Here is a 22566-nt window from a genome sequence, read left to right on the forward strand (position 1 = left end):
TTGATTTACATTTTTTCGGGTGCGTCCAAAAGCAAAAGCTTCAACCCGTATTTGAGCGTATCCGCAACTCGGCTTGTAAGGAACAGCCGAGCGTTTTGCATTTCCCCGCCGCACATGATTCTGTCCGCGTTGTAGAACCTGTTAAACGCCTGACAGATCTTGACGAGCCTGCGCGACACGATCGACGGCTCGTATTTTTCCGCCGCCGACAGCACGACGTCGTTAAAGTCGGCAAGGAGCTTTACCACCTCGTACGCCGCGTCGTCGGTGAGCAGCTTATGATCGGGCTTGACCGCTTTATACTCGGCTTTACCGAGCACCGAGCGGCAGCGCGCGTGCGTATATTGAACGTACGGTCCGGTCTCGCCGTCGAAGTTGAGCGCGTCTTGTAACGAGAAATTCTTGTCTTTAAGCCGACCGTCGTAAAGCGCGTCGAACACGACCGCGCCCACACCCACACTTTCTGCGACCTGCGCTTTGTCTTTAAGATCGGGGTTGCGCTCGGCGATAATGCCGCTCGCCTTTTCGACCGCCGCATCGAGCACGTCGCTCAAATACAAAATGTTGCCGTGGCGGGTGGAGAGCGCCATGCCCTCGACGGACACCATGCCGTAGCTGACGTGGACCATGTTCTGCGCAAAGTCCTCGCCGGCAAGCTCTAACACCTTGAAAAGCTGTTTAAAGTGCAGCGCCTGATGGCTCGCCACTACGTATAAGCATTTATCGAAGTTATAATTTTCATGCCGATAGTACGCCGCGGCAAGGTCGCGCGCAATGTACAGCGACGCGCCGTCGCTGCGCCGAACGAGCGCGGGCGGCATATCGTCGCCGAGCTCGACCACTTCCGCGCCCTCGCTGATTTTGAGCAGGTTTTTGCTTTTGAGCCTTTCCTCTACGCCCGACACCTTGTCCACGTAAAAGCTTTCGCCGAGGTAGCTGTCGAACTCGATATTGAGCCGCTTATATACCTTTTTCGCCTGTTCGAGCGTGATCGCCTTGAACTTTTCGAACAGCCCGACCGCGTACTCGTCGCCGCTTTCTATCTTCTTCGACCATTCGAGCGCCTCGTTATGCAGGCTTGCGTCTTTTTCTTCCTCGTTGTGGAATTTAACGTACAATTCGAGTAGCTCGTCCAGTCCGCGCTCGTCGAGCTTTTCCGCGCTGCCCCATTTGCGGTACGCCGAGATCAGCTTGCCGAACTGTGTTCCCCAATCGCCGAGGTGATTTATACCGACCACGCTCGCGCCGCACGCCTTGTAAATATTATAGAGCGCGCCGCCTATGACAGTCGTCATCAAGTGCCCGATATGGAAGGGCTTGGCGATATTGACCGACGAGTAGTCTATACAAATCGTCTTACCCGCAAGCGGCTTGCTTTCCCCGAGCGCGGCATTGAACGCGTTTTGAACGAACGCCTCGCGCTCTATCGTGAAGTTAAGATAGCCGTTGAGCGCTTCCACCTTCATGCCGTCGACCTTGACCTTTGTCGCCGCGTCGGCAGCTATCATTGCGGGGGCTTTGTGCAAAATCTTTGCGAACTTAAAGCACGGAATGCAGTAGTCGCAAAACGCGTCGGCGACCTGAACGTCGGCTATATCGAGCCCGTCAAGCACCTTCGCCGCCGAATTATATATCTGTTGTTTATAATCGCACATATGAACACTTGCTCACTTATTGTTAATCGGTGATATTAAACGTTAAACTTGAACTCGACCACGTCACCGTCGCGCATAACATAGTCCTTGCCTTCGCTTCTGAGCTTGCCCGCCGCTTTGACCGCGGCGATCGAGCCGCAAGAAACGAGGTCGTCGTAGTTGACTATCTCGGCGCGAATGAACCCGCGCTCGAAGTCCGAGTGTATCTTGCCCGCTGCCTTGGGCGCGGTCGTGCCGCGTTCTATCGTCCATGCGCGGACTTCCTTCTCGCCTGCCGTGAGATAGCTCATAAGCCCCAAAAGCTCGTAGCCCGAGGTTATAACGCGTTCGAGCCCCGACGATTTAAGACCGAGCGCGTCAAGGTATTCGGCGCGTTCTTCCTTGGGCAATTGCGAGATCTCGTTCTCCACCCTTGCGCAAATATCTATAACCGCCGCGCCGTCCGCTTTGGCGTACTCGCGCACGGCGTCTACGTACTTGTTCTTGCTCGCGCCTATATCGTCCTCGGATATGTTTGCGCAGTATATGATCGGCTTGGTCGACAGCAGGAACTGCCCGTCGACCGTGCTGAGCGTTTCCAAGTCGAGATTCATCGACCTAAGCGACTTGCCCGCGTTGATGCATTCTTCCATGCGTTTAAGAAGGTTGAGCGCTTCCGCAGCTTTCGGGTCGCCACTCTTGACCGTTTTTTCGAACTTAGCTTTGCGCTTTTCTATGCTTTCGAGATCGGCGAGCATGAGCTCGGTATTGATGGTTTCCGCGTCGCGAACGGGATCGACCGTGTCCGAAACGTTGATTATGTTCTCGTCGTCGAAGCACCGCACGACCTCGATTATCGCGTCGCATTCGCGGATGTGCGACAGGAACTTGTTGCCCAAGCCCTCGCCGTGGCTCGCGCCCTTGACAAGCCCCGCTATGTCCACAAACTCGATAACCGCAGGCACTACGCGCTTGCTGTTATACATTTTTTCGAGAACGGCAAGCCGCTCGTCGGGAACGGCTACAACGCCCACGTTCGGCTCGATCGTGCAGAACGGATAGTTCGCGCACTCCGCGCCCGCCTCGGTTATCGCATTGAACAGCGTGCTCTTGCCTACGTTGGGCAGTCCTACAACACCTATCTTCATATCAGCTCCAAAAAATTAATGATTATATTTTACCATATACAGGAAAATATGTCAACTTACTTTCTTTTGAATAAAAGAAAGTAAGTAAAGAAATGTTGCTCTTTGGGACTCATTAAACTCTATATCACATAATTTTATCAAATAATGTGATTTTTCTCGCATTATTTTAATAAATTATGTGATTTTTCTCGCATTATTTTAAATTATGCTTGATTTCCCTCACAAAACATGATAAACTTTATAATATAAATCACATAATCGGGAGGCGGACCATGTTTAGGGAGATATCCAGAAAATTAACGCAATGGAAATTAGGTCAGAAGCGAAAACCGCTTATATTAAAGGGTGCCCGCCAGGTCGGCAAAACGTGGGCGCTCACAAGTTTTGGTAATAGTTTTATGGACGGTTTTGCTTATTTCAATTTCGAAAAACAGCCCGAACTCAACCAACTGTTCGAAACGACCAAGGACGTCAACCGTATATTATCCAATCTTTCGCTCGCTAGCGGTAAAACAATAACGACAAACACACTAATTATATTAGACGAAATACAGTGCTGCGGCGCGGCGCTTAATTCGCTTAAATATTTCTGCGAGAACGCCCCGCAATATCCTATTGCAAGCGCGGGCTCGCTTTTGGGTATAACGCTTGCACAAGGCTTTCCCGTCGGCAAGGTCGATTTCTTAGAACTCGGTCCGATGACTTTTTTCGAGTTTCTTTTGGCAAACGGCGATAGGAATCTCTTGGATTATCTTGATTCCATAGACACGATCGAGCAGATCCCGAATATGTTTTTTAACCCGCTTGTCGAGAAGCTCTATATGTATTTGACGATCGGCGGTATGCCCGAGGTCGTTTCCACATGGACGGAATTCGGCGACATAGAGCTCGCCGACAAAACGCTATCCAATATATTAATGTCGTACGAGAACGATTTCGGTAAACACGCCGACAAGACCGACGTGCCCAAAATTCGGTATATATGGAACTCTCTGCCATCCCAGCTTGCACGCGCAAACAAGAAGTTTTTATACAGCGCGGCAAAGGAAGGCGCGCGCGCACGCGAATACGAAAATGCGCTTAACTGGATTTGCGACGCCGATATAGCGAAAAAGGTTTACCGCATAAGTAAACCCGGGTTGCCGCTATCGGCGTACGAGGATCTTTCAGCATTTAAGATTTATATGAACGACGTAGGACTACTGCGTAAGCACGCAAGACTGTCGACAAACACGTTTTTTGAGCAAAACGACGCGTTCGTCGAGTTTAAGGGCGCGCTCGCCGAAAACTTTATTTTGCAAACCCTAGAACGGAAATTCGAAACTTTCCCTCGCTATTGGGCGAACACGACCAACGAGGTAGATTTCATTATACAGTACGAAAACACGATTATCCCCGTCGAGGTCAAATCAAGCGCCAATATCAAATCAACGAGCCTTAAAAACTATATCAAGCTGTACGGCGAACAAACGCCGCTCGCAGTGCGGTTCTCGCTGAAAAATCTCTCACTCGACGGCAATATTCTAAACATACCTTTATTTATGGCGGACTACGCCGACAAGCTTATGCAAATCGCGCTCGGATAACTAAACAATACTTTAAGCCAATAAAAAGTCTACGCGATCGCCCTCGACCTTATCAACTATAATATTCACTCTATCGCCTAAACAGAATAATGCCCTACCGCACGAAATGCACATACGCTTGGGATCGAACGACGCCGCGGGCGGAAGCGCGCCCATGCGCACAAGACCCTCGGCGGAGTTTTCGAGCTCGACGAAGAACCCGAAATCGGTGACCGAGCTTATTATCCCCGAATATTTCTCGCCGATATGGTGCGACATATATTCGGCTTTTTTGTAATCGTCGACCTTGCGCTCGCAGTCCTGCGCGGTGCGCTCGGCTTTGCTGCTGCGCATGGACGCACTCACCACGAAGTCCTTGTACTTTACCGCATTCTTCGCACCGCCGCGCAATACCGCTTTGATTATGCGGTGTATCGCAAGATCAGGATAACGGCGTATGGGCGAAGTGAAATGGCAATAGAACTTTTCGGCAAGCCCGAAGTGACCTTTATTTTCGGGCTGGTAATCGGCTTTCTGCATGGCGCGGAGCGTGACCTTGGATACCGCCGCCGATATCTCCTCTGGAACACAATCGAGCAATTTAGCGACCTGTATAGGCTCGGGACAAAGCGGACAACGAAGGTTCGCACCCACCGCTTCGAGGTATTCGTTAAGCGCGCCGATCTTTTCGGGCGACGGTTTTTCATGCACGCGGTACACGAACGGGAGCTTGCCGTCCTGCATTTTGCTAAACTTTTCGGCGACGGCACAGTTAGCGGCAATCATGAATTCTTCTATTATTTGCATACTCATCAGCCGCGTTTTTTTGGCTATATCCACTACGTGCCCCACGCTGTCGAAAACGATTTGCGTTTCGGTAAGGTCGAACTCTATCGAGCCGCGCTTTTCGCGTATCGCTATACGTTTTTGCGCGAGCTCTTTCATGAGTTCGAGCGACGGCACTACGCGCTCGTACCGCGCACGCAAATCGGTATCACCATCGAGCATAGCTTGTACGCCCGTATAGGTCAAGCGCGCCGACGAGCGAATAACACCCTCGCATATCTGCGCGTCCGTGCGATTGCCGTGCTCGTCGAAATCGATTATGGCGGCAAGCACCAGCCTGTCCACACCCTCGTTGAGCGAGCACAAGCCGTTGGACAGCTTTTCGGGCAGCATGGGAATAACGCGGTCTGCAAGGTATACGCTCGTTCCGCGCTGTAACGCTTCGCGGTCGAGCGGCGAACGCTCGGTAACGCACTCGGAGACGTCGGCTATATATACGCCCAGCCGATAACCGTTATCGAGCTTGTCTATCGACACAGCGTCGTCGAAATCCTTGCTGTCGCTGCCGTCGATCGTAAAGATAATTTTATCGCGAAAATCGCGGCGGTACGGTTTGCTCGCCTCGTCCGCGTCGATAATATCGGGGTACGCTTCGGCTTGGTCGATAACGTCGCGCGGAAACTCGGTGCGCAGGTTGTGCGACACTATAACGCTCTTAACATCCATGCCGATCTCGTCGAACCTGCCGAGCACCGCCAATACGCCCGCTACGTCGCCGCGCGCCGACGGCATGATCTCAATGATCACTTTGTCGTGCTCGCTCGCGCCGTTAAGCGAAACGATTTCCAGGCTATCGCCGTAATGCTTATCGTCGGGCACGGCGCAGAACAGATTATTGCGGTAAACCACCGTTGCGACGATATTCAGCGGGTTGCGCTCGATTATACTTATGACCCGACCTTCGCGCCGCCTACCGCCCTCGCGCGCGGGTCTGTCGCCTATTATTATGGCGCGAACGGTATCGCCGTGCCGCGCGCCGCAAAGGTTCGTATTGGAAATGAACACGTCGCCCTTGGTCTTGTCGTCGCGCAAAAACCCGAATCGATCGCCTTTGCAATCGAGAACGCCCTCGACCGCGGGAACGCGAGTATCGAAGTAATTGCTTTCACGCTTTGCGTGCCCGCCGCCGTAATGTTTATTGTGTTTGTAATGATTTCTATTGTTTTTCATTATAACCTAAAAATATCCTGCCGAAATTCTCATTTCGATTATTCCCAAAAATTGCAATAAAAACGGGGCTTTTACAAGCCCCTCGAAGGTTTTATTAACCACGGTAGATAACCAGTGACACGAAGAACAGGATAGCGAGCACAACCTCGATCACGCCGAGGATAATCGTTATCTTCTTCATCACCGATTCGAGTGACTTTGATTTATCTTTGGAATAGAAAGTGTCGCGCTGACCTGTCAACGCGCCCATACCGGACGAGGACGATGGCTGGAACATGATGACTATAATAAGTCCGATCGCGACAAGCACCATGAGCGCGATCATAACGATCCTGATGATCGGGAACGAGTCTACGACCCAACCCGCTACTGATAAAAGCGAGAACGACATATTCACCTCTACGCGCCCCACCTATACGACGGAAACGCATTTATCTAATTGATAACTGATATATTATATCACGCCATTAAACCAAAATCAAGCATTTTCCCATACTTTCTTTTGAATAAAAGAAAGTATACAAAGAAAAGTTATTGTTGTGTGTTTACTTAGGCGGTATTATTTCAGTACACCCAATTAGATTCGTAACGTTATTAATATCATTACGCCACTCTATTATTCCTAGCGTCTTGGCGTCAAACAATCTCCACTATTTCAACTTAATCGAGCTTAGAATTTTAGTGAGTATAGTCACGACGAAGTAGCCTGCAAGCACGACGGTGGACACAAAGCAAATTTGCGTGAACCCGATCGGGGCAAGCCCGATATCGGGCATTATGTACATAAAGAACGCGGTCAGCGCGATCACGCCGAGCATGAGCACCGTACGGAACGCGTTAAACGGCTCGCACTGACGGAACAGCACCATCATACCCACGCACGTGAGCGCAATGACCATCATGCAGGTAACTTCCTCGGCAGGCATGGGCATTTGCGTATTGAGCACGTACATACTCATAACGCCGAGCACGAGCGCCACGCCGCCCGGCACTGCGCGCGAGATAACGTTGGATAGGAACTTACCGCGTATGATATTCTTGTTCGCTTGTAGCGCGAGGAAGAACGACGGAACGCCGATAATGCAGATTTCGAGCGGAACGAGATTGTTCGTCGACAGCGGGTACGGCTGCTGCATGGCGAGGAAGATAATAGACAGCACGATCGACATGAACGTTTTCATGAGGAACATTGCCGACGAAGCCTGAATGTTATTGACCACGCGCCGCCCTTCCATAACGACGTCGGGCATGGACGAGAAGTCATTGTTTTGCAGCACCAAGTGGCTTACGTTGGTTGCCGCTTCCGCGCCCGACGCCATGGCGACCGAGCAATCGGCTTCGCGCATGGCGAGGATGTCGTTCACGCCGTCGCCCGTCATGGCGACCGTGTGCGCCTTGGACTTAATGGAGCGCACGAGCAAGCGTTTCTGATCGGGCGTTACCCTGCCGAAAACGGTGTACTTGTTCGCCGCTTCGATAACGTCCTGATCGGAGAAGCCTTCGAGCGAAACGTACAGCTCGGCGTTCTCTACGCCCACGCGCTTGGCGACCTCGCTGACCGTAATCGGGTTGTCGCCCGAAATGACTTTAACGGCAACGTTGTTTTCCTTGAACCATTTAATGGTCTCGATAGCGTCCTCGCGGATATGGTCCTCGATGATAAGCAAGCACACGGGACGGCGCACGGCGGGAAGCTTTTCGCCCACTATCTCCGCGGGCGAATGCGCGAGCACCATTACGCGGTAGCCGTTGGACGCATTCTCGTTGATTATCTTTTCGATACGCACGCCCATGTCTTTGAGCACGAACTCAGGGGCGCCGAGCATATATGTGCCCTCGTTTTCGAACGAAACCGCGGACAGCTTGCGGCTCGACGAGAACGGGAGAACGGCGGTAGGATTGAGCGCCTTGCTGTACCCGAACTTATTGGCGAGCGCGAGCGCGGTCTGGTTGTTATCGCCCGTCGCGGTGAGCATCGACCCGATAATATCGCCGATAGAGTGCGCGCTCTCGTGACCTTTGATCTCGATAACGTTATTGACCTGCATCGAGCCGTCGGTGATAGTGCCCGTCTTATCGAGGCACAGCACGTCGACGCGCGCGAGCATTTCTATACAGTACAAGTCTTGAACGAGCGTTTGCTTGCGCGCAAGCCGTATAACCGACGCTGACAGCGCGAGCGTAGTCAAAAGGAACATACCCGACGGAATCATGCCTATGACCGAGCCCGCTGCGCTCGTAACGATCTTGTTCCAGTCGGCGGCGGTAGCGGTCAGACCCGCGGGCACGATATTGCGGTAGTTCGTCCAGACCATGAGCGCGCCGATAGCGATAATAAACGGCGACAAAACTTTGATAACGAGCTTAATAGAGTTCATGAGCTCGCTCTTGGGCTTTTTATACTTTTTGGCGTGGGAGGTGAGCGTTTCCACGTAGTTGGCGGAGCCGACCTTTTCAACGCGCGCCACGACCGAACCACTGCTTATAAACGAACCGCTGTACAGCATATCGCCTACGTGCTTTTTAACGGGCTCGCTCTCGCCCGTAAGCATCGATTCGTTCACCTCGCACTCGCCCTTGACGACGATGGAGTCGGTGCAGATCTGCTTACCCATTTCGAAGCAAATAATATCGTCGAGCACAACGTCGGATGTGGGTATGACAGTCCGCTCGCCCTCGCGAATGACGACCGCGCTCGGCGCGGACACGAGCGACAGCTTGTCGAGCTTCATCTTGGACCGCACTTCTTGGAATATACCCAACAGAACGTTAGCGGTAATAATAACTATAAAGAAAAGCTGAGTAAAGCCCGCGCCGACTATGATAAGCGCCGCCGCGACTATAAACGTCAAAATATTAAAGAACGTAAATATATTGCTGAGGAAAATCGAAAGATAGCTTTTGCCCGATTTCTTCTTGACGAAATTATCGTAGCCCTGCTCGATACGCGCGGCAACGACCTCGTTGGACAAGCCGCGTTCGGGATCGGGGTTGTAACGCTCGGCGACCGTAAGATCGACCGTCTTTTGCTTGCGCCGCTTGCCCGAACGCTTGCGGCTCTTGACAGCCTCGTGCGAAAGCATGGTATTATCAATAGTCATCGACTTGTGGTAATACCCCGCAGTCGGTTCTTCGGTAACCACGCCGTCGTCATCATCGAATACCGAGCTGTCTATGACCGACGGGTCGATAGTGCTCATCGAATACCCTTTCGTGGTATTGTACTCGGCGTCCTTGGTTATAATGCGAGTAGTGGCGCGTTCGTGCGCGACCGTCTTCTTTTTGGACGGCGTGTTCGTTTTGGGCAGCTCAACGGTAGACGTGACCTCCGCCCGAACCTCGGTCTCCTCGGCAGGCTCTATCGTCTTGGTCGCCGTGCGCGACTTCGTCGGCGAAACGGTCTTAGGCGTCGTCGTAGTCTTGGGCGAAGTCGTTTTTGGCGTGGTGGTCTTGGGCGCCGTTGTCTTCGGCGAAGTCGTTTTGGGCGTCGTCGTCGGCGCTACCGTCTTAGGCGAGGTCGTTTTAGGCGTCGTCTTGGGACTATTTGTCTTTTTGATCTTGTCTTGCATATTCACATTATATCACCTATATACAACAAAATCAAGCTTTAATCGCAAAAATACAAACTATAAAACGAAAAACCGCCGCTGGGAAGCGACGGTCTTTTAATTGTGTTCTATTAAATTCAATCTACGTATTTACGGAATACGAGCGAAAGCATCCACTTTATAGCGAACTCGAATATTACGGCAACGACGACCGCCGCAAGCACGAACGCTATGAGCATGGCGGTTTCAAAATACGCCTGCGCCTGTTTCATCAGCATACCCAGGCTTTTGGAGGTCTGCGCAAGCACTTCCGCGCCGATCACCGCTTTTATATTGTAAGAGAAGCTTGTAGCCATGCTTTCGGGAAGTCCGCCCGCAAGGCACGGAAACCATAACGCTTTGAATGTTTGAAGCTTACCCGCGCCGTTCAGCCTGCAAATCTCTTTTAGCTCGCGCTGGACCGACGAAGTGCGCGCCCGCGCCGCTGAGTACATTATCGGCATGATTACGAGCACTCCCATGACTATGGGCGTTCCGTACCCGCCCAGCACTATCGCCAGCACAAGCGTGATCGCCACGGCGGGCATTGCCCTTAGCGCGGATATTATCGGCTCGATTATACGCCTGAACGGTTCGAACGCAGTAGCGAAAAAGAATGTTACGCCGAACAGCACAAGCGATATCCCGAACCCGATCGCACTGCGCGCGAGCGTTCCGCCTAACGCACGCCAAAAAACGCTCATTTTAAGAACGCCTTTGAGCGCGACGAATGTTTGCTCTACGTTGGGCAGTACGAACTCCGATCCGATAGCAAGCGCGGCGATCGACCACACTGCAAGCGATATACCGATTACGCAAACGGCGTAGACGATATTATAGGCAATTTTTTTTGCCGACTTGGACATTATCCTTTATAATAAATATCGTCGTCGGGAAGCTCCGCGAGCACCGTGCCGATATCTGTATTAAGCGAGGTAAGCAAACGGAAGTACGCGCGGCAATCCTCTATGCAGTCCTCGGCGCGCACCGTCTTAATATTACAATTCTTAATTATTGTCGCATTGAGCGAAGCAAGCGACGGATCAGTCCCCTCTTCCATGTGCGCCTTGATCGCCTCGACCGTTTCGTCGGGATGAGCGGCCGCCCAACCGTCGTTCTTTTCGAGCGTTTTGATAAAGTCCTCTACGTAGTCTCCGTCGCTCTCTATGAACGATTTTTTCGCCACAAGACAGGCCTGCGGATAATCGCTCTCAAACAGCTCCTGCCATTGTTCTTGCATATCGCAAAGAAGCTTTTTGTTAAACTTGTTCATGGCGTTGGTCGCCGCAGGCTCGGCGATAAGCGCGTAGTCGACTTCGCCCTTGTTGATCATGGGCAAAAGCGCGCTGCCGTCTTTGGCATAGCGGATAGCGACCTTGCCGGATACAGCAGTTTCGGAAACCTCGTAGTCGATTTTAAGATTATCGAGGAGAATACGTAAAGTGTATTCGGGAACGGCGTTTTGCCCTATCGAGCCGAGCTTTTTACCTACGAGATCGCCGAGCTCGAACTCGTCACCGTCGCCGTCGCCTATTATATAAAGATTGCCGTGCGTGTTCACGGTAAGGATCTGAATATCCACGCCCTTGTTGTACAGCGTAGCCGCGGCGTTGATAGGCATGATCGCCATGTCCGCCGCACCCGTCGATACCCTTTGCCCAATCGTTTCGGCGTTTACGACAGTGAACTCGGCACGAGAGTACCCCGCATCCATGAGCGAAGCGAGCGCGATCGCGGGCGCGCCGTCGGGCATATAGATATGCACCGTCTCGCCCGTTTCTTCATTACCGCACGCGGCAAGCGGAAGCGCGAACGTCGCCGCAGTGACCAAACATAAAAGCTTTTTGATTTTCATAATATATCTCCTTTAAAGTTAGTTTTAGGGATTAGAGGTCAAGGTACAGGAGTTGACCACTACGTGGTAGTTTTATCCTTTCCCGTACCCAATGTCTGGTGCCTTATGCACTATTCTTTTCCAAACATTGCCTTTGCGCTGACGCCGTTTATCGCGCCGAGCTTGCCCGTTAAAGCATTGACGGCATTAACGGGCGCGTCGAGCACGAGCGTGATAGCATTTATACCCCTATCACGTATAGGCAAGCCCAGCCGTCCAAGCACGTATTTGCCCGCGTCGTGAAGAACACGGTTTACGCTTTCCACAGCTTGCACGTCCGATACGATTATACCTAGCACGGCTATTCTGTTTTGTTCGCACATAAAAACGCACCTCTTATTAGGGTGCGCAAAAAAACATATTAAACTCGGACAGTTGCAACCGCCTAACCTTTTATCGGGTACGGCGTATGCAGTGAAATAAAAACCGTCTTTACCGTCAGGCGCACCCTTTCGATTTAGACGAGTATATTATACTCCGCACATTTATAAATGTCAAGTAAATACAGATATACTAAAAACCATTGTTCCATTTATTAAAAACGGCTGTACCGAAACTCACGATACAGCCGTTTTTTATTTATTGATCTTTAATTATTTAAGCTTGTTGCCGCAATAGCAGCAGTACGTTTCGTCGACGCCGTTCTCTTTTCCGCACGCGCGGCAAGTGATTTTATCGGTAGGCGCCGCAGTGGTTTCGGTCGACGATGTCTCGGTCGAGGTCGTTTCGCCGCCCACGGTCGTGGTCGTTGTAGTAGTCGTAACAACGGTAGTTTCCTCGGTCGCAACCGCTTCGGTCTCGGCGGGCGCGGGCTGAGCCGCGACTTTCGCCGTTCTGTCTATGATCTTGACCTTGTGCTTATTGAGCACGGGAATGACAGTGAACAGAATATTGACGATGGCAAGCAGAAGCGTGAAGATGATGCCGAATATAAATCCGCCGCCCATGCTGTCGCCCTTAGGCATGCCACCCGCCATAGATATGATCGCAACGAGCGAGCAACCGCCGGCAACTGCGGGGATGATGATATCGAAGATACCGCCGATCTTGGGAATGCGGACGAGCTGCATCAGCACAAACAAGACAAGTGCGGCGAGCGTTATTATAAGCAGGAAGAACGCGAAGCCCGAGCCGCCCGAATTTGCCGCGGCGTTAGCGGCATAAATGGAACCGCCTTTTGCCGTTGTATACACAGCCGAGTTTGTAATGAGCAGAACGGCTATAAGAATGAGTACGATATTGACTATCGAGTACCAAGGGAATCTGCCGTGGCTCTGAATAACCGTTACGAAAATAGTAAACGCAAGAAGTATTATCGAGATAACGAACGCAATGCCCTGACCTGCGCTTACGTTAGCACCGAACAAACCGGTGAAAGCAAGATACGCAAGCATGAATGCGAACGATACAACAGCGTCAAGCGCGTGAACGTTTTTATTTTTCTTAACAAAGAACAGTATGAGGTTTTTAACTACGAGCGCAATCGGAACAAGGAAGGCTATGAACATGAGGAAGCCCATTATGGCGTAACCGCCGCCTACCCAATTACCAGCCATGCCGGTGAGGTAGCCTTTGACTTCGGCGCTCTTGCCGAGATACCCGAATACGCTGTACCATTCCGAGGTGTTCTTGCCGTTGACCGTGCCGGTCGTAATGTCGAACGCCGAAATGAGAAGCGCCAAACCGCTGACAAAAAGCAGGATGTTGGCTATTATAAACAGCGGGAGCTTGCCTTTATTATTGATAAAGTCGTTGGACTTCGCCGCGATAGCCGTAGTCTTTTTGGTCTTGGTGGTCGTCGTTACCGTAGTAGTAGTCGACGAGACAGCCGCAGGTTCTTCCGTTTTGGGTTCTTCCGCGGGTGTTACGACAGGTTCTGGTTCCTTAACCGGTTCCGGTGCGGGTTCTTCCTTAACGGGTTCGGGCTCTTTAACAGGCTCGGGAGCGGGCTCGGCAACGGGCTTCGGTTCTTCCTTGACAGGTTCAGGCGTAGGCTCGACCGTCTCGGTAACCGTAGGCTCTTCGACCGCTTCCTCTTTGGGCTCCTCGGCTTTTACCGGTTCTTTCTTCTGAACAGGCTTTTTTGCGGCGGGCTTTTTAGCCGCCGTCGAGGACTTAGAAGCTGTCGACTTGCTACCGGTAGAAGAAGATTTGGTCGCGGGCTTCTTTGCCGTAGAAGTCGTCTTCTTAGCCGTCGACGCGGGCTTTTTAGCCGTTGTCGATTTAGCCGCAGGCTTCTTCGCCGCGGGTTTCTTTTCCGCAGGCGCAGCTTCCTCGGCGGGTGCAGACTCATCAAGCTGGTTATTGAGCGACGCTATGAGCTCGGCAGCTTTTTTGAGCGCTTCGGCAGCCTCTGCGCGAGTCTGCTCGGTGGTCTTTTTACTTGCCATCATTTCCTCCAAGTAATTGATTAAAACAATAATGTCTTTACATATTATATCATACGCGAAAATACAAATCAAGAATTTTATAAAAATTTTTTCAAAGAAATGTTCGCGTTTTTCTGGCCGTTTATCGGCTTATTACAGTTCGACTTCCATGCCGTCGTAAGCGACGGTAATTCCGAGCGGATCGGCGAGCGCTTTTATTCCGTCGAAATCGAGATCGGTATTGTGCGAAAGGTGCGTTGCGATCACTGTCGAGTTCTCTTTAAAAAGCCGCGCTTGTCTTATCAGTTTTACTTGGTTATTTATATCGTAAAGCCCCATGTGTCGACCCGCGCCGTGCTCTATCGCGCCGTAGGTGCAATCGAGAGCCGCCAAATCGACTCGCGCGCTCATACCATACAAACGCTCGAACACCTCGAATTCGAGCGGGCCTGTGTCGTTCATGAGCAATATTCCTACACCGTTCCGCTCCAAATAATAGACCAAGCACTGCTCGCCTTTCGTGTGCGACGCGGGCAGCGCGATAATGCGCATATCGCCGTCTACGACCTCATCGAATGGGCGCAACGTATTTACTGAAATCGTTTGTTCTACTTCGGGACGAACCTCGCGCTTAATATCGGACATGAACATGTCGTGAACGGTTTGGTTGCAAAACACCTTAATGTTTTGCTCGGTCATGTCGTGCGCGAACGGCCCACCGTGCATACAGAACTCCTGCGGATAGCAGTGGTCCATGTGCGCATGGGTTATAAGCACGCGCTTGATTTTGGATAGATCGAATCGATACGTGAGCATATGCATATACGTATCCATCGGGAAATCGAAGAGCGTGTCGTCGTCGATCAGTATCTGACTGCGCGTCCGTATATTCTTGCCGCCCGTCTCCTTGGCATGCCGACAGGTCTTGCAATTGCAAAACACCGCGGGAACGCCCTCTGCGGCGGCTGTACCCAAAAACTTGATTTTCATGGTATTACAATTCTCTCCTTTAAATCGGACAGTTCCCCGAAAGCTCAGTCGCGCGTCAGACGGGCAACAGTTGGCGAGGCGGCGACGGGAGTGTAGACCCACCTACATGACCAAGCCGCCGAACCAAACGTAGCCCGTATCACGCGATGAATGTGCTTTCGGCGCGCTTTGAAAGCGCGATCGTATCGATTTTCATAACCGCCGTCAGCGGCAGCGCGTCTATAAGCTCGACTATCGTCGGCACGGCGTAGTGCGACAGATCGCTTTCTATCTTTTTGCGCAGCGCGTTCTCGTCCTGCGGCTTGCCCGTATAGTAGAGCGCGATACGCGTTTTGCCGTGATCCTTGTACTCGACGGCGCACGCGCCCGTGACACCGTCGACTTCGAGCACGGAAGCTTCTATCTCCTTGGGATAAACGCTTATCCCCGCAATCTTTATAATACGTTTCAGCCGCTGAATAAAATACAGATAGCCGTCCTCGTCCACGTAGCCGAAATCACCCGTGCGCACATATCGCTTTCCGTCGTGCTCGAAGAACACACGCTCGTTTTCTTCCCGCGCGTCGAGATACCCCAGCATGAGCGTGTCGCCCGCGATCGCGATCTCGCCCTTCTCGCCCGCCACAAGCGGCGTCGTACCGTCGGGGTTGACGATGATCGCGTCTAGGTCGCTCAGCATATATCCCATAGAACGCGTGCGGTTATGATCGTAATTATTGACGGCGCAAACGGTGACCGTTTCGGTCAGTCCGTAGCCCTCGAACAGCCGCGCCTTTGCGCCCGCGCTCTCTAACCGTTCGTTGAACTTGTCCAAGAGATCCTGCGGCGCACAGTCGCCGCCCACGAACCCGACGTACAGATTTTTGAGCGCCGCGCCGTTAAAGTCCTTTTGTTTGAGCAGCGCGCGAAAAAGATTGGGCACTCCGATTATAAAGTGCATTTTGTTTTTCTTTAAAAGCTTGACGGTCGTCTTGGGCTCGAACTTAGGCATGAGCACGCTCACGCCGCCGTAAGAGAGCGTTGTGTGTATGCACATAGCAAGCCCGAACCCGTGAAACATTGGCAGCGCCGCGAGCATATACATTCCGTGCGCGTCATCTATGCAGAGCGCTTCCAGCCCGCGCCGCGCAAGCGCGTTTATCGACTCGTCGCTGAGCTCTATGATCTTAGGCTCGCCGCCTGTGCCGCCGCTGTGCAGGTACACGCCCACGCTGTTCCCGTCGCGCGCGGGCGGAGCGGGAAGCTCGACGGGGTTAAGCTCGTCGAAACGCGTAATGCCTTTCATATCACCCTTGTACGGCTTGACCTTAATATCGAACAAGAACCGAAGCAACGGCGAAAGCGAGCGCGCGGGGTGAACGGAAATAATAGGATACAAATCGGTAAGCGGCGCGTATTTTTCGAGATTGATGGATAAAGTTATAAGCAGCTTGGACTTAGCCTTGTCCATGAACTTTTTAAGCTGGTTGAGCGGCGCGAGCGGGTGCACCATGTGCGCGATACCGCCCACCCTGTTGATAGCGTAAAAGCAATACACACACTCGGGCGTGTTGGGCATACATATCGTAACGACGTCGCCCTCTTTAATAAGCGACGACAACCGCGCCGCTGTCTCGTCTATTGCGGAAAATAATCGAGCATACGAAAAGCTCTTACCCATGTAGGTAAACGCTGTCCACTCGCCGTCTTTTTTATATGCGTCTTTTAACGATTGATAAAGTAACATAAACGCTCCCTACAAAGAAAATCCCATGCACAGCCCGATAAGGATAAAAAGTCCCGCAAGCACGACCTGGTGAAGAAAATAAAAAATCAGCGCATGCCGTCCGACAAAGATAACCGGCTTGTGCCACTTCCCATCGAGCGCGGGAAGCAGCGACGCGCGCGTACTGTACGCCGCCTTGCCCCAGTACGTGCCGATAAGCACCGCGCCGAGGTAAGGGAACAGCCCGAACCAGTCGTCGCCGAACGCGTACTTGCCGAAAATATATCCTAAAAAATGCTCGTCGGTAAAATACCTATCGAACTGTATCGTCCAGAATTGGTTAAAAATCCCGACGAATAAAATTACCGCGCCCAAAACGAGCGGCGCGTAAAGATTGATATATTCGCCCGCCTTAACGACCGCTTTTTGTTTTTTGGTAGGGGTCGGCGAGGTTATCCATGCGCCGAGGTTTGTAAGGCTGTCGAGCGCAGCGGTACAGAGTATGCTCATGGCGATACAGTCGAGTATGCCGAACACCACGCCATCCTCCATGAACCCTATCGCTTTACATACGAAGGTCGCACCCGTAAACACGAGCGCGGCAATGCCGCACAGCGCGCCGCGGCGCGTATTGTTGCGCGAGAACGCACAGCTTGTCCCGACAAGAAAGAGGAATAGGAACACGAATAAATAGTGCGCCCAAAACCTGAACCCGTAATCGCTTGTCGATTTCCAATAGCTTACCGCAAATTTATAAACCCCGTCGGCAAAGCTGTTTACGCCGACCTTAAAGTTTGAAAAAAAATCTTTCGGGTGCGAACAATCATACATTAAGTGATCGAAGCACATAGCGAGAACGGCGAACCCACGCAAAAAGTCAAGCTCCCACACTCTGCGCTTTTTGTCTTTGAATATAGGTTTTGCCGCCGTCGCGATTTTCATAATTTATAGTATACATTATTTTGATTAATAAGTAAAGAAAATAACGATTGCTACCGCGCCGATAATTTTATCTGTTTTATTATTAATTTCTAAACTTATTAATAAGCACCCACACGTCGGCGGGAGTGACGCCGCTCACGCGCGAAGCCTGACCGATAGACAGGGGCTTAGCGGCGTTGAGCTTTTCGCGCGCTTCCATTCTCAGCCCGTCGACCGTCATGTAGTCGAGGTCGTGCGGCAAGCGCATATTTTCAAGCCGTGATTTCTCTTTGAGCTCGGCGGACTGGCGTTTGAGATAGCTGTCGTACCTGACCGCCGCGTACACTTCGAGCCGCGCCGACGGCATAGTACCGTCGAAAACGTTAAGGTACTCGTCGAACAGTTCGAGCGTGATATTGGGGCGGCGCAGTATTTCTTCCACCGTCATATCGCGGCGCGCGTTCTCCTCGCCCGCCACATCGAACAGCTTTTCGACCACCTCGAACGGCGGTTTGACTTTAAGCAACTCGCGACATTTTTCTATATCGCGTTTCTTTTTGTTCAACAGCTTTTTGCGCTCGGGCGATACCGTGCCGAACCGCTCAACAAGCTCGGTAAGCCGAAGGTCGGCGTTGTCCTGCCGCAAGCTCAGTCGGCACTCCGCTCTGCCCGTCAGCATACGGTACGGCTCGTCGCTGCCGACCGTCACCAGGTCGTCCGCCATTACGCCGATATAGCTGTTCGTGCGGTCGAGAACTAGCGGCTCACCGCCCGTAATATACGCCGAAGCGTTAAGCCCAGCGAGCACGCCCTGCGCCGCCGCCTCCTCGTACCCGCTCGTGCCGTTGACCTGCCCCGCAAAGAATAAGCCCTCTATACGTTTGGACATGAGCGTGGGATAAAGCTCGCGCGCGTCAATACACTCGTACTCAATTGCGTATGCGTCGCGTACTACTTCCACGTTTTCCAGCCCCTCGATCGAGCGGTACATTTCGCGCTGAACGTCGGGCGGGAGCGAGGTGGATATGCCCTGGATATACCACTCGTCCGTACCCTCGCCCTCGGGCTCCAAAAAGAAGGTATGGCGTGGCTTGTCGGCGAACCTTACTATCTTATCTTCTATCGACGGGCAGTACCTGGCGCCCGTGCCCGTAATAAGCCCGAGCTTGCGCGGCGAATTCCAAAGCGCGGCGCGGATAATTTCGTGCGTGCGCTCGTTGGTGTAGCCGAGATAGCACACCGAGCTGTTCTTCGGTTGCTTTTTGGTGAGTGCCGAAAATGTGTACGGCACGTCGTCGCCCGACTGGATTTCGAGCCTGTTAAAATCGATCGACCTGCCGAGTAGCCGCGCGGGCGTGCCCGTTTTAAATCTTCTTAGTTCGAACCCGAGCGCGCCGAGCGACCGAGCGAGATACTCGCTGCGGCAAAAGCAAACGGGCCCGCGCTTTTCCACCGACCGACCGCAAATGATGGTGCTGTCCATGTACACGCCGGTAGCGATAACGACCGCTTTTGCGCAATAAATATTGCCCGTCACGCATTCGACGGTAAAGTCCTTGCCGTTATGGGCGATAGACTTGATCTCGTCCTGCCGCATTGTCAGGTTTTCGGCGCACTCCAAAGCGCGCTTGGTAAAAGCGTGGTACTTGTATTTATCCTCTTGCGCACGGAGCGAGCGCACGGCAAGTCCCTTGGACGAATTGAGCATACGGATCTGCGTAGCACACGCGTCGGCTGCGATACCCATAAACCCGCCGAGAGCGTCGAGCTCGCGCACGAGATGACCCTTACCCGTGCCGCCAATGGACGGGTTGCAGGCCATATAACCGACGTTGTCGACGGTTATCGAACACACGAGCGTTTTAACGCCCGTTTTGGCGAGTATGAGCGCCGCTTCTATCCCCGCGTGCCCCGCACCTACTACTATCGCGTCGTAAAATAACATAAACCTGACTAAACAAAAAAGATTGACCGCTTTACGGTGATTATAATGATATCACCTAATGAGAAAGAAGTCAATCGATATCCCGTTATCTTATATTATATAATAATCGAGGTCCATAGCCATGCCCGACCGCGACATAAAATCTATAATATCTCTATCGAGCGAAAGAAGCTGATGTGGCTCGTCCGAGTCGGCTACGATATACGGCACGATGACGAGCGCAGCGGAAACGCCGAACTGTTCGCACGCGCGCTTTATAATATCTTCTTTTCCAAACAGGTCCTTTAACGTGGCGCGAAGCATTACGTTCACGTCCACGTCGTAGTTCTCGTTACAGCCCAAAATAAACCGATGTCTGCGCCATTCGGGCACGACGCCGAGCCTATCGACGATAAACCTCTCGACCTCGGTCTTATTATATATGCCGAGTTCTTCGGGCGTGCAGTCGCGCCGCGCTTTCAGCGAAGCGGCGTTCTTTTTCACGTCGAAGTCGAACACTAGGCAAAAATATGTTTTGCAGGCTGGTCTTTCCACTATTTCTTTTTAACCAGCTCGACGGCAAACTCCTGCGTCTTGTTGGTAAGCTTGCGCCTGGCAAGACCCTTGTTCATAAGCGCAACGATATTCTCGTACTCGGGACGGAAATCGGTCGGTTCGTAGTTTTCGTTCTTGATCGTGCCTTCGCCCGCCATAAGGTCGGCAATGAGCTCGAGCGCGTACTCGGTGCGTTCGTCGCCAGACAGCCTGAATTTAAGCGGCGTTCTCGGGTTGTTGAGCGCGGCAACCTTAAATTTACCGTCCGCGTATTTTTCGGGATCGAGCGCAAGGAGCAAGCATACCGTCTTGCCGCTGACGTTGATCTTTGCGACCGTCTTACGCCCTATCATATACGTTTCGGCACGCTTGCCCTCGTTTATGCGCACGTTTTCGTAGGACAAAAGTTCGTTCTTGACGGTAGAATATCTCACCTTGTCGTCCTTGTCTAGCTGAGAGAGCCGCGCCGACAAGGTCATATCGTAGCTGAGCCGCTCGCATTCCTCTACGACGCGCGGTATAACCACCTTTCTGCGCCAAACGAGTCCTTTCGACAATAGCGAAGCGATACCCTCGTAAGGCATATAGAAGTCCTGCGCCTCGTAGTTGCGCTTTTTGGAAAGCCCAAGCGAATTCATCATATCGGCGATAAGCTCTATCGCGTACTCCGCTTGGCGAGCGGAAGTAATTTTGAGCTTGGCGGGCGTGTTGTTCTTGTTCCGCCACATTCTGTACTTGGTATCAACGTAATCGTCGGGATCGAGCGCAAGGCTGACGTTAAGGGTCTTGCCGCGCACGGTTATGCGCGCAATGATATTTTTATCGACGGTGTACTTCTCGAAGCTCTTGGTGTCCTCGGCGGAAACCTTGGCATACGACAAAAGCTCGTTCTTGATAAGCGAATAGAAGTCCTTGCCCTCGGGTTTGAGCTGAATGAGCCGCGCGCGGCAGGTATAGTCGTACCGTATCTTTGCGGTAGAATCGACCGCCGCCTGCGTGGTCGCCGCGACCTCGCCGAGTTCGTCCACAATATCGTGCGGCTGTTCGGGCGTGGGCGCGGGTTCCTGCACCGCTTCCTGTACGGGTTCGGGTGCGGGCGTGGCGCTCTCGATAGGCGCGACCTCGGGCGTAGCAACGGCAGTATCCGTGTTCTCCTGCACGGGCTGCTGCTCCTGAACGGGAGCGGGTTCGCTCTGCGGCATATCCGGCTCGGCGTGATCGTCCACGTCATCGCTGTACGGGCGTCTCGGAAGCGAGCCCGTACGCATAAACCGTTCGAGCTTTTTGTTCTTGCGTTTAAGATCGAGACGGTTCTTGGGGTCTCTGGAAACTATACCCAGAACGTCGGCAACGGTATTGGCGCGCGGGTTATCGGTGCCCGACAGCATCGAGCCGCTCTTTTGAAGCGCTTCCATCGCTATCCTACGCCAGGTTGTGACCTTATTAACAAACCAAATTATAATAACTGTCAGGATAATAATGAACACTATAACGATAAGCGCGATAGCGCCCTGGCTCGACTGTATAAACCCGAATATGTATCCAAACACGCCGCAACGGTTGCCCGTATAGATACCCACTACGTCCTCGAACTCGGGGTGGATCCTATCCGTGCCGTCGGCGTTGTCGCCCCTGGTCGTGTAAGAGATACCGCCCGTTTCGCCGTCTACGCGCACTGCGGTCACGCGGTGAGTAAGAAGATATGTATTGTTTCCGTCCTTGACCTCGAAAGTTATGACCGTGCCCTCCTTAATCTCGTCGGAGCTATTGGGCACCTTCGTCACGATCATATCGCCCGTGGGGATTTCGGGCTCCATAGAATCGGTCACTACTGCAATAAGCCGATACCCGCCGAACGTGGGATAGTACCCGTCCATGAATATACACAAAAGCGAATGAACAAGCAACGCCGCGCAAATTGCAAACAGCACGGCAAGCCCGCACCAAGAAGCTATCCTGCGCGCCTTGCCCTTGTTCTTTTTCGTTTTACCGCTTTCGGACGTCGAAATCTCTCCCATCTGTCCTACCCCCGTATGTAAAGCGCGGTCATAAGCCCGCACCGTAATTTCAGTCTTTTATAATTATATCACCCGATAAACCGATTGTCAATAGGCTTATGAAATTTCGATTGCAAAAAACCTACTTTCTTTTTCGAAAGAAAGTAGGCAAAGAAAACTTACGCTTATATTTTCTTAACGCTCACCGCCCTAATATAAAAACTCCCAAGGCTTTTGCCTTGGGAGTTTTTATAGCGGGGG

15 protein-coding genes and 1 pseudogene are annotated in these 22566 nt (G+C 52.2%); 1 reads left to right on the forward strand and 15 read right to left on the reverse strand.

The window, feature by feature from the left end:
* Positions 1-5: 5 nt before the first annotated feature.
* Together argS and ychF are read right to left on the reverse strand one after the other, a co-directional pair.
* Positions 6-1655: an arginine--tRNA ligase gene (gene argS / locus HDT28_04555; GenBank protein MBD5131847.1), complete on the reverse strand. Its 1650-nt coding sequence runs from the start codon at positions 1653-1655 to the stop codon at positions 6-8.
* A gap of 35 nt (positions 1656-1690) precedes the next feature.
* A complete protein-coding gene (gene ychF / locus HDT28_04560; GenBank protein ID MBD5131848.1) occupies positions 1691-2782 on the reverse strand; it encodes a redox-regulated ATPase YchF in 1092 nt (363 codons plus the stop codon).
* Between the two features lie 257 nt (positions 2783-3039).
* Here ychF and HDT28_04565 point away from each other — a divergent pair, with 257 nt between their 5' ends.
* Positions 3040-4368 (forward strand): ATP-binding protein, encoded by a 1329-nt coding sequence (locus HDT28_04565; GenBank protein ID MBD5131849.1) that lies wholly within the window; start codon positions 3040-3042, stop codon positions 4366-4368.
* 12 nt (positions 4369-4380) lie between these two features.
* On the opposite strand, the gene rnr is transcribed toward HDT28_04565, so the two are convergent.
* The 13 genes and pseudogenes from rnr to HDT28_04630 form a co-directional block, all read right to left on the reverse strand.
* Positions 4381-6363, reverse strand: a complete 1983-nt coding sequence (gene rnr / locus HDT28_04570) for a ribonuclease R (protein MBD5131850.1) — start codon at positions 6361-6363, stop codon at positions 4381-4383.
* A gap of 94 nt (positions 6364-6457) precedes the next feature.
* Positions 6458-6754 (reverse strand): preprotein translocase subunit SecG, encoded by a 297-nt coding sequence (gene secG / locus HDT28_04575; protein ID MBD5131851.1) that lies wholly within the window; start codon positions 6752-6754, stop codon positions 6458-6460.
* Between the two features lie 259 nt (positions 6755-7013).
* Positions 7014-9932, reverse strand: coding sequence for an HAD-IC family P-type ATPase (locus HDT28_04580; protein ID MBD5131852.1), 2919 nt, complete (start codon positions 9930-9932; stop codon positions 7014-7016).
* 116 nt (positions 9933-10048) lie between these two features.
* Positions 10049-10816 (reverse strand): ABC transporter permease subunit, encoded by a 768-nt coding sequence (locus tag HDT28_04585; GenBank protein MBD5131853.1) that lies wholly within the window; start codon positions 10814-10816, stop codon positions 10049-10051.
* Positions 10816-11805 (reverse strand): ABC transporter substrate-binding protein, encoded by a 990-nt coding sequence (locus HDT28_04590; protein MBD5131854.1) that lies wholly within the window; start codon positions 11803-11805, stop codon positions 10816-10818. The genes HDT28_04585 and HDT28_04590 overlap by 1 nt, the downstream gene beginning before the upstream one ends.
* Positions 11806-11915: 110 nt before the next feature.
* Entirely contained in the window at positions 11916-12167 is a 252-nt protein-coding gene (locus HDT28_04595) for a hypothetical protein (GenBank protein ID MBD5131855.1), read from the reverse strand.
* A gap of 1548 nt (positions 12168-13715) precedes the next feature.
* Positions 13716-13841: pseudogene (locus HDT28_04600) on the reverse strand (energy transducer TonB).
* Positions 13842-14366: 525 nt separating this feature from the next.
* Positions 14367-15203 carry a hypothetical protein gene (locus tag HDT28_04605; protein ID MBD5131856.1) on the reverse strand — a complete coding sequence of 279 codons (837 nt, stop codon included), beginning with the start codon at positions 15201-15203 and terminating at the stop codon, positions 14367-14369.
* Between the two features lie 139 nt (positions 15204-15342).
* A complete protein-coding gene (locus tag HDT28_04610) occupies positions 15343-16929 on the reverse strand; it encodes an acyl--CoA ligase (protein ID MBD5131857.1) in 1587 nt (528 codons plus the stop codon).
* A 9-nt stretch (positions 16930-16938) separates the two neighbouring features.
* Positions 16939-17850: a DUF1624 domain-containing protein gene (locus HDT28_04615; GenBank protein MBD5131858.1), complete on the reverse strand. Its 912-nt coding sequence runs from the start codon at positions 17848-17850 to the stop codon at positions 16939-16941.
* Between the two features lie 82 nt (positions 17851-17932).
* Positions 17933-19774: a tRNA uridine-5-carboxymethylaminomethyl(34) synthesis enzyme MnmG gene (gene mnmG / locus HDT28_04620; GenBank protein MBD5131859.1), complete on the reverse strand. Its 1842-nt coding sequence runs from the start codon at positions 19772-19774 to the stop codon at positions 17933-17935.
* A 90-nt stretch (positions 19775-19864) separates the two neighbouring features.
* The gene (locus HDT28_04625) at positions 19865-20308 is read right to left on the reverse strand and encodes a DUF4279 domain-containing protein (GenBank protein ID MBD5131860.1); all 444 of its coding nucleotides are present in this window, start codon (positions 20306-20308) and stop codon (positions 19865-19867) included.
* Entirely contained in the window at positions 20308-22326 is a 2019-nt protein-coding gene (locus HDT28_04630) for a signal peptidase I (protein MBD5131861.1), read from the reverse strand. Before HDT28_04630 ends, HDT28_04625 begins: the two co-directional genes overlap by 1 nt.
* Positions 22327-22566: the final 240 nt, after the last annotated feature.

It is taken from the genome of Clostridiales bacterium (assembly GCA_014799665.1).
Lineage (GTDB): Bacteria > Bacillota > Clostridia > Christensenellales > Pumilibacteraceae > Anaerocaecibacter.